This window comes from Bacteroides xylanisolvens XB1A (assembly GCF_000210075.1).
GTDB lineage: Bacteria > Bacteroidota > Bacteroidia > Bacteroidales > Bacteroidaceae > Bacteroides > Bacteroides xylanisolvens.
The window spans coordinates 480668-490325 of the sequence record NC_021017.1; the positions used below are offsets into that span (position 1 = coordinate 480668).

The 9658-nt window shown below is 41.8% G+C and carries 6 protein-coding genes; all 6 read left to right on the forward strand.

The features are described from left to right. Positions 1-308 (forward strand): helix-turn-helix domain-containing protein (locus BXY_RS01930; protein ID WP_208946717.1); only part of this gene is annotated, 308 nt, incomplete at its 5' end. A gap of 195 nt (positions 309-503) precedes the next feature. Continuing rightward, the gene (locus tag BXY_RS01935) at positions 504-1715 is read left to right on the forward strand and encodes an AAA family ATPase (RefSeq protein ID WP_015531085.1); all 1212 of its coding nucleotides are present in this window, start codon (positions 504-506) and stop codon (positions 1713-1715) included. 2 nt (positions 1716-1717) lie between these two features. Beyond that, positions 1718-2335, forward strand: coding sequence for an RloB family protein (locus tag BXY_RS01940; RefSeq protein WP_015531086.1), 618 nt, complete (start codon positions 1718-1720; stop codon positions 2333-2335). Positions 2336-2459: 124 nt separating this feature from the next. Next, positions 2460-5759, forward strand: a complete 3300-nt coding sequence (locus BXY_RS01945; protein ID WP_015531087.1) for a glycosyl hydrolase — start codon at positions 2460-2462, stop codon at positions 5757-5759. Between the two features lie 116 nt (positions 5760-5875). Beyond that, the gene (locus BXY_RS01950) at positions 5876-7309 is read left to right on the forward strand and encodes a sialate O-acetylesterase (protein WP_015531088.1); all 1434 of its coding nucleotides are present in this window, start codon (positions 5876-5878) and stop codon (positions 7307-7309) included. A 33-nt stretch (positions 7310-7342) separates the two neighbouring features. Further along, positions 7343-9658: DUF5703 domain-containing protein (locus BXY_RS01955; RefSeq protein ID WP_208946718.1), on the forward strand; the 2316-nt coding region annotated here is incomplete at its 3' end.

The following is a 9658-nucleotide window of genomic DNA, read 5'->3' on the forward strand; positions in this document are numbered from 1 at the left end:
TGATCGAATTTCATACCGTAAGTCGGGATGTTGCGTTTTATGCGAAAAAGATGTGTGTGTCCGCCAAGCATCTTACAATGGTAATTACAGATATGAGCGGTCGTTCGGCAAAAGACTGGATTATAGATTACTCCCTTCTTGAAATAAAGGCTCTTTTACGGGATTCTGACCTTGAAATAAAAGAAGTGGCCTCACGCACGAACTTCCAGTCGAACTCTGTTATGACAAGATTCTTTCGTGAACATACCGGTATGACTCCGTCTGAATACAGGGAGAGAATTTACGTTAAAAATGAAATTGAGTTATAATTAGTTGAGTTATATATGAAATACCGCCTGTGAAGGTCGTCTATTGTTTGTTTTGTTTGTGTGGTGCACCTTCTTCCAAGAGTAGGAAAGGAGGTGCACCTTTTTTTATAGCTAAAAAAGAATAGATTAAAATGTGGAATAAATAGCTTAAAATGCTATATTTGCAAAATAGTCGCATTTTTAATATATTGGAGTATGATTTTAGAGTTTAAATTTAGAAATTTCAGATCAGCTAAGGATTGGCAGATATTAAGTTTTGAAGCCTCTGCAGATAAGATTTCAGAAGAATATTACTGTACCACTATCAACGATACGAAAGTATTAAAACTCGGTATCCTCTATGGAGCTAATGCTTCAGGAAAGACTAACGTATTGCTAGCACTTGATTTCATACGAAAAATAGCCATTTCGCCTAAGATAAACAAGATGCAGCCTATCGGGTTTACTCCGTTTCTCTTGGATGATACGACAAAGAAAGAATGTGGAGTATTTGAATTGACTTTTTTTGTAAACAATATGAAGCATCTCTATTATCTTGAAGTAGATAATAGTGCTGTCCTAAAAGAAACACTTAAATATTATCCTGGTAAGCAACCAGCCGAAATTTTCTCCCGAGAGACCATTAATGGAATCACTCATATCCGATTAGGAAGCAAAGTCAAACTCAATGTGGCCGAGCAGGAAAAGTTGCAGGTAAATACGCTTAGTAATATGAGTGTTGTTTCAGCTTATGCTACAGCTAACTTTATGTTTCCTGAATTAGAACGTGTCTATAACTATTTCTTGAAGCAGTGGTTGCCTATACTCTTGCCCCAAACGGATTTGAAAACATGGACAACAGGAGAAATGGAAGCAGAGAAGGAGAATAAATCCTTTTTATTAGATTTACTGCACCGTGCAGATTTTAATATATCCGGTTTTGATGTTCAACAAAATGAGAAAAATAAAAAAAATACGGATTTGATATTTGAACATACGATTGTAGCCAATGGAACATCTTCTGTTCATTACCTGCCTGATATACTTGAATCAGCAGGAACAATGCGCTATTATGGTTTGGGAACTATTCTGAATATATTGCTTGAAAGAAATGCTATCATACCTGTTGATGAACTTGAGAATTCGCTGCATCCGGATTTATTTGCCCATTTCATCAACTTATTTTTGGTTAATTCGACTTATTCGCAGCTGATTTTCAGTACGCATAATCTCCAATCATTAGACACCGAGGATTTACGTAAAGATGTAGTCTGGTTTACAGAAAAAAAGGATGATGGTTCAACAGACCTGTTTTCACTTGATGACTTCAATATCCGCAATGGCGTTTCGTTTCTCAATGCATATAATGCAGGGAAATTTGGCGCCAAACCAACGCTGGGCGGTATTTTTATTTCTAAAAAACGATAAGTATGGCACGCGAAAAAAGAATAAAAGAAATTCGGAAATCTTATGCGATTATCGGTGAAGGAATCACAGAGTTTTTCTATTTTGATGGATTTCGTAATGTTGAAAAGGACTTATTGAAGAAGTTCAATGTTACCCTAAAACCTGATAAACCCAAACATCCTGACTACAGTGATATCATAACGAAAGCTCAATCGCTATTAGCGAAAGAATTTGATGTCGTTTTTTGCTTGATTGATATGGATTATATCAATGCTGATAATGTACGTAAACAAGCCTATGATAAAGAGAAGTCATCATGCATCAAGGCATACAAAAATGAGATTTATTTCATAGAAAGTAATCCTGCCTTTGAATTTTGGCTATTATTACACTTTGTCTTTACCGACCGGCAGTTTCGTAACTGTGACGAAGTAATTACAGAGTTGAAAAAGAATGGTCGTCTTGAAAAGTACGAAAAAAACATTGAGTATTTTTCAAAGAACAACTTATATCTCCAACTCAAAGAAAAGCTAGAATCTGCCATAAATCATGCACGTAGCATCTCTATTGATATAAACAATCCGCACATTTCATATTCAAGGGTATTTGAAGTGTTTGAAGAACTATTACAGAAGAGATAGATAAACTATCGTTTTAATTCTATCTGACAAATTAAATAGCTTAATTTAATTTGAGTCAGGAAAATACAGTGAGTACAAAACAGAATGTTTTTCGTCTTATCTATAAGTAAAAATATAGACTGGAATGAAAAGCCGACTGAAACAACAAATATTTGCACTTTCTCTATTAGCATGGACAGCCGTATGCCCTGCCGATGCACAGCAAACACGCTCGCTTCGCGATCAATTCTTAAGTCCTTCCGATGAAGCAAAACCCTGGACCTTTTGGTATTGGATGTATGGCGCCGTGTCTAAAGAAGGCATTACAGCCGATTTGGAGGCAATGAAACATGCCGGATTAGGAGGTACTTATCTGATGCCGATTAAAGGTATTCATGAAGGCGCCCAATACGATGGCAAGGCGCAGCAGCTAACTCCCGAATGGTGGGAGATGGTGCGTTTCAGCATGGAAGAAGCAGATCGTTTGGGACTGAAATTGGGAATGCACATCTGTGATGGTTTCGCATTGGCGGGAGGCCCCTGGATTACTCCTGAAGAATCTATGCAGAAAGTGGTTTGGAGCGATACGATTGTAAACGGAGGAAAGTTGATGGCTATTCGCTTGCCACAACCGGAAGCCTATGAAAATTATTATGAAGATATTGCATTATTCGCTTTGCCGGTAGAAGACGCAGCGGACGAGATGCAGGCAAAAATTACCTGTGTCAATCTAGCCACGACAGGAAATATAAAAGCAGCTCAAACAGTGAATATGGATGCGGCGGGAGTGATCCGTTCTTCATATCCCTGCTATATCCAGTATGAATACGGACAACCTTTCACTTGCCGGAACATCGAAATCGTTTTAACTGGTAATAATTATCAGGCACACCGCTTGAAAGTAATGGCCAGTGACGACGGAGTGAATTATCGTTTGGTTAAGCAGTTGGTCCCTGCCCGTCAGGGATGGCAGAATACGGATGAGAATTCAACTCATAGTATTCCTCCGACTACTGCCCGTTTCTTCCGTTTCTACTGGACTCCTGAAGGGAGCGAACCGGGAAGTGAAGATATGGATGCTGCCAAATGGAAGCCCAATCTGAAAATAAAAGAATTACGCCTGCACCGGGAAGCCCGTCTGAACCAATGGGAAGGAAAAGCCGGACTGGTATGGCGTGTTGCTCAAGCGACTAAAGAAGAGGAAGTCGGGAAACAGGATTGCTATTCACTTTCACAAGTCATCAATCTAACAAAGCAATATACCGGTCATTCGAATGGAAAAACATTGACCGCCACTCTCCCCAAAGGAAAATGGAAATTACTTCGCATGGGACATACAGCTACCGGGCATACCAATGCGACAGCGGGAGGTGGAAAAGGATTGGAATGTGATAAGTTTAACCCGAAAACGGTACGGAAGCAATTCGATAACTGGTATGCACAGGCATTTACAAAGACTAATCCCGAAATAGCTCGTCGTGTACTGAAATATATGCATGTCGATAGCTGGGAATGTGGCAGCCAAAACTGGAATAAACGTTTCGCTATTGAATTTCAGAAACGTCGTGGCTACGATTTGATGCCTTATCTACCTCTATTGGCAGGTATTCCGATGGAAAGTGTCGAACAAAGTGAAAAGATTCTGCGAGACGTACGTACTACCATATCAGAACTCGTCGTAGATGTGTTCTATCAGGTATTGGCGGACTGTGCGAAAGAATATGATTGCCAATTCTCGGCAGAATGTGTGGCTCCGACGATGGTAAGTGATGGTCTACTACATTATCAAAAAGTAGATCTTCCGATGGGTGAATTTTGGTTGAACAGTCCCACACATGACAAACCGAATGATATGCTCGACGCTATTAGCGGAGCACATATCTACGGAAAGAATATAATTCAGGCTGAAGGATTCACCGAAGTGCGTGGCACGTGGGATGAATACCCCGGAATGTTGAAAGCCTTGTTGGATCGTAATTATGCATTAGGAATCAACCGTCTTTTCTACCATGTATATGTACATAATCCCTGGCTGGACCGCAAACCCGGCATGACATTGGATGGCATCGGACTTTTCTTCCAACGGGATCAGACCTGGTGGGATAAAGGGGCAAAAGCCTTTTCCGAATATGCTACCCGTTGCCAGTCGTTGTTGCAATATGGGCATCCGGTAACAGACATCGCAGTCTTTACAGGTGAAGAAGTGCCGAGGCGTTCGATATTACCGGAACGATTGGTTCCCTCTCTGCCGGGAATCTTCGGTGCAGAACGAGTGGAAAGTGAACGCATCCGTCTGGCCAATGAGGGACAGCCTTTACGTGTACGTCCGGTAGGTGTTACCCATTCAGCTAACATGGCTGATCCGGAGAAATGGGTGAATCCGCTTCGTGGATATGCATACGATAGTTTTAATAAAGATGCAATCCTTCGTTTGGCGAAAGCAGAAAACGGACGAATAACGTTGCCGGGTGGAGCAAGTTATAAAGTGCTGGTACTGCCTCTTTCGCGTCCTATGAATCCCGAACCTGTATTGTCATCGGAAGTGCAGAAAAAAATCAATGAACTAAAAGAAGCTGGCATTTTGGTGCCTTCTTTACCATATACAGAAGAAGATTTTTCCGTGTATGGCTTGGAACGTGACATGATTGTGCCGGAAGATATTGCCTGGACGCATCGTCGTGGCGAACTTGGCGAACTCTATTTCGTAGCCAACCAAAAGGACGAAACACGCACGTTTACTGCAAGTATGCGTATTAACGGTAAGAAACCGGAATGTTGGAACCCGGTGACGGGTGAGATGAATATTCATCCTTCCTATCGTATCAACGGAAACCGGACAGAAGTTACTCTCACATTGGCTCCTAACGAATCCGTATTCATCGTATATCCTGCGGAGGGAGTAGATGAAGGTTATGGAGAGTCCTCTCTCCAACTGCAAAAGGAGAAAAAAGACACCGCCAAAGCCCCTTTAAACATAGCTTTGGAGGCAAAGGAATATACTATAACTTTTGTAGCTAACAAAAAAACGCTCACACGAAAAAAACTCTTCGACTGGAGCCAAGAATCGGACGAACAGATACGTTATTATTCGGGGACAGCGACCTATAAAACCACTTTTCGCTGGAAAAATAAGCCGAATAAAGACCAACAGGTTTATCTGAATCTGGGAACAGTTTATAATTTGGCAACTGTTCGTGTGAATGGTGTAGATTGTGGCACAATCTGGACAGCTCCTTATCGTGCAGATATTACAGGTGCCTTGAAAAAAGGAATTAATGAGCTTGAAATAGAGGTTACAAATACATGGGCGAATGCACTGACAGGAGCTGATGAAGGAAAAGCGCCGTTTGATGGCATTTGGACTAATGCAAAATATCGCAGGGCAGAAAAAACGCTGCTTCCGGCAGGATTACTCGGACCTTTGAGTTTTTCTACCACAGAATAAAATAGATTTTTAAGGCACGGATTACGCGGATTACACGGTTTATGAGAATCGTATTACATAAAGTAACAGCGCAATCCATGTAATCCGTGCCCAATTCATTATAATATAGCTAAAGTATGAAAAGTTCAATTATTAAAACAGGTACAATGTTGGCAGGTTTTCTACTTGCTGCCTGCCTGTCAACACACGCAGAAGTAAAGCTACCGGCTATTTTTTCTGATGGCATGGTGATGCAGCAACAGACCAATGCAAACCTTTGGGGGACGGCGACTCCTCATAAAAAAGTAACAGTGACCACTAGTTGGAATGAAAAACAATATGCAGCAACAGCAGATAAAAATGGGGCATGGAAACTGACAGTAGCTACTCCCGAAGCGGGAGGTCCTTATACTGTGACCTTTGATGATGGAACCAAAAAGACACTGAATAATATTCTGATAGGCGAACTTTGGCTTTGTTCCGGACAAAGTAATATGGAAATGCCGATGAAAGGATTCAAAAACCAACCGGTAGAAAATGCCAATATGGACATTCTTCACAGCAAGAATCCACAAATCCGTCTGTTTACGGTGAAACGTACTTCTACATTCACTCCACAGAATGACGTTATCGGTTCCTGGAAAGAAGCCAATCCGGTTAGTGTCCGTGATTTCAGTGCAACAGCCTATTATTTCGGAAGACTGGTAAATGAAATATTAGATGTTCCGGTCGGATTAGTTGTAGCAGCCTGGGGTGGTTCCGCCTGTGAAGCATGGATGACGGCAGACTGGCTGAAAGCCTTTCCGGAAGCGAAGATACCTCAAACGGAAACCGAGATAAAATCCAAGAACCGTACTCCGACCGTGCTTTATAATGGTATGTTGCATCCATTAATCGGTATGACCATGAAAGGAGTGATTTGGTATCAGGGTGAAGATAACTGGAATCGTGCCCATACGTATGCTGATATGTTTACCCGATTGATTAACGGTTGGCGTGCCGAATGGAAACAGGGAGATTTTCCTTTCTATTATTGCCAGATAGCTCCGTATGATTACGGGATTATTACCGAAAAAGGAAAGGAAGTGATAAATTCGGCATATCTCCGGGAGGCACAAGCAAAAGTAGAACATCGTGTAGCTAACAGCGGTATGGCTGTATTATTGGATGCAGGAATGGAAAAAGGTATCCATCCCGCAAAGAAACAGGTTGCAGGCGAACGCCTGGCACTTTTGGCTTTAACTAAAACGTATGGAGTGGAAGGCGTGAATGGCGAAAGTCCTTATTATAAAAGCATTGAAATAAAGAACGACACCGTAGTTGTCAGCTTCGAACGTGCCAATATGTGGATTAGCGGCAAGAACTGTTTCGAATCGAAAAACTTTCAGGTAGCCGGCGAAGATAAAGTTTTTTACCCGGCCAAAGCATGGATAGAACGTAGTAAGATGCTAGTGAAAAGCGATAAAGTGCCGCACCCGGTAGCTGTTCGATATTGTTTTGAAAACTATGTGGAAGGAGATGTATATTGCGACGGATTGCCTTTAGGGTCTTTTCGTTCGGATGATTGGTAATCGTAAATAGACAAGGTAAAATATGAAAAATATATGAAGAGATTTTATCTGATTATAACCATACTGTTTGTTGGCGTGTCGGCTCTTTGGAGTCAGCATGCCAATGTCATTTGGAATACTCCCAGTCGTAATTCTTCTGAATCTATGCCCTGTGGCGGTGGAGATATCGGGATGAATATATGGGTAGAAGACGGTGATGTTATGTTCTATGTGAGCCGTAGCGGCACATTCGACGAAAACAACTGCCAGTTAAAACAAGGGCGTGTACGTCTCCGCCTGTCGCCCAATCCTTTCAAAGACGCTAAAGATTTTCGTCAGGAGTTGAAGCTGAAAGACGGATATGTAGAAATCGCGGCAGGAAACACACAGATACAATTTTGGGTAGATGTTTTTCATCCGATTATACATGTAGAGGTAACAAATGAACAACCGTTGCAGACTGAAGTCTTTTATGAAAATTGGCGCTATCAGGAACGACCTGTCAGAAAAGGAGAGGGGCAACAGTGTTCCTACAAATGGGCTCCCCCGAAAGGTACTGTGACGGAGTCCGACTTTATTTCTTTAGACAAAATTACTGATTCAACAGGAAAGGCTGAAACAAATAGGACTTCAATAAAAAGGAACCAACTTCTGTTTTATCATCGCAATCCCGAACAGACCGTTTTTGATGTAGTTGTAGCTCAACAAGGAATGAACGAAGTCAAATCTCAAATGATGAATCCTTTGAAAAACTTGACTTTCGGAGGAACTCTTTTTGGCGAAAACTTAGAATTTGCAGGCACTGCGGATGATGTATATGCCGGCACAGACTATCGTGCCTGGAAGTTTCGTTCTTCCAAAGCAGCCCGGAAAGAACATATCTGTATTGTGTTACATACAGACCAGACAGAAACAATAGAAGAATGGGAGCAGGGACTACAAACTGCTTTGCAAAGAATAGCCCCCAAAGGTAAAGTTTCATCGAAGATTATCATACAGGATAAAAAACAGACCCGTTCGTGGTGGAATTCCTTTTGGCAACGCAGTTTTATCGAAGCAGAAGGGGAAGCAAAAGAAATAACTAGAAACTACACCCTTTTCCGCTATATGCTAGGATGTAATGCTTATGGCAGCGTACCGACTAAATTCAATGGCGGACTATTTACCTTTGATCCTTGCCATGTCGATGAAAAACAATCTTTCACTCCCGACTACCGAAAATGGGGAGGTGGCACAATGACTGCACAGAATCAACGTTTAGTATACTGGCCGATGCTGAAAAGCGGAGACTTTGATATGATGCCTTCCCAGTTTGATTTTTATAACCGCATGTTGAAAAATGCAGAACTGCGAAGCCGTATATATTGGCAACATGATGGAGCTTGCTTTAGCGAGCAGATCGAAAATTTCGGTTTGCCGAACCCCGCAGAATATGGTTTCAAACGACCGGACTGGTTCGACAAAGGATTGGAATATAATGCCTGGCTGGAATATGAATGGGATACGGTTCTTGAATTCTGCCAAATGATATTGGAAACAAAGAACTATGCAAATGCTGATATTACCCCTTATTTACCTCTGATCGAAAGTTCGCTGACATTCTTCGACGAACATTACCAGCAACTAGCTTCCCGCCGAGGACGGAAAGTGTTGGATGGCAACGGACATCTGATTATTTTCCCGGGTTCTGCTTGTGAAACATATAAAATGACCAATAACGCAAGCAGCACCATCGCCGCCCTGAAAGTGGTATTAGAAACATACGGAGAGAAAGAGGAGATGCTAAAAGCAATACCTCCGATTCCATTGCGATACATAGAAATAAAAGATACGTTGAATCCGACTATTGCTCCGGTCTTGAAGCAAACAATTTCGCCCGCCGTAAGTTGGGAACGAATTAATAATGTTGAAACGCCACAACTTTATCCAGTGTTTCCATGGCGTATTTATGGAGTAGGAAAGGAGGATCTGGATATAGCCCGTAATACCTACTTTTATGACCCGGATGCCATCAAGTTCCGTTCGCATACCGGATGGAAACAAGATAATATATGGGCTGCCTGTTTAGGCCTGACCGAAGAAGCAAAGAAACTATCTTTAGCCAAATTATCGAATGGACCGCATCGTTTCCCCGCATTTTGGGGACCGGGATATGATTGGACACCCGATCACAACTGGGGAGGTAGCGGCATGATAGGACTTCAGGAAATGCTATTGCAAACCAATGGAGAACAAATACTCCTTTTCCCGGCATGGCCGAAAGAATGGAACGTACATTTCAAACTTCATGCTCCGGGCGAAACAACAGTAGAAGCCACTCTCAAAAACGGAAAAGTGACGGACTTGAAAGTTTTACCGGAAAGTAGAAAA

What these genes read in the sequence shown, in the direction of transcription:
- BXY_RS01935 (WP_015531085.1), top strand. Translation starts at nt 504, where the DNA reads ATGATTTTAGAGTTTAAATTTAGAAATTTCAGATCAGCTAAGGATTGG.
- BXY_RS01940 (WP_015531086.1), top strand. Translation starts at nt 1,718, where the DNA reads ATGGCACGCGAAAAAAGAATAAAAGAAATTCGGAAATCTTATGCGATT.
- BXY_RS01945 (WP_015531087.1), top strand. Translation starts at nt 2,460, where the DNA reads ATGAAAAGCCGACTGAAACAACAAATATTTGCACTTTCTCTATTAGCA.
- BXY_RS01950 (WP_015531088.1), top strand. Translation starts at nt 5,876, where the DNA reads ATGAAAAGTTCAATTATTAAAACAGGTACAATGTTGGCAGGTTTTCTA.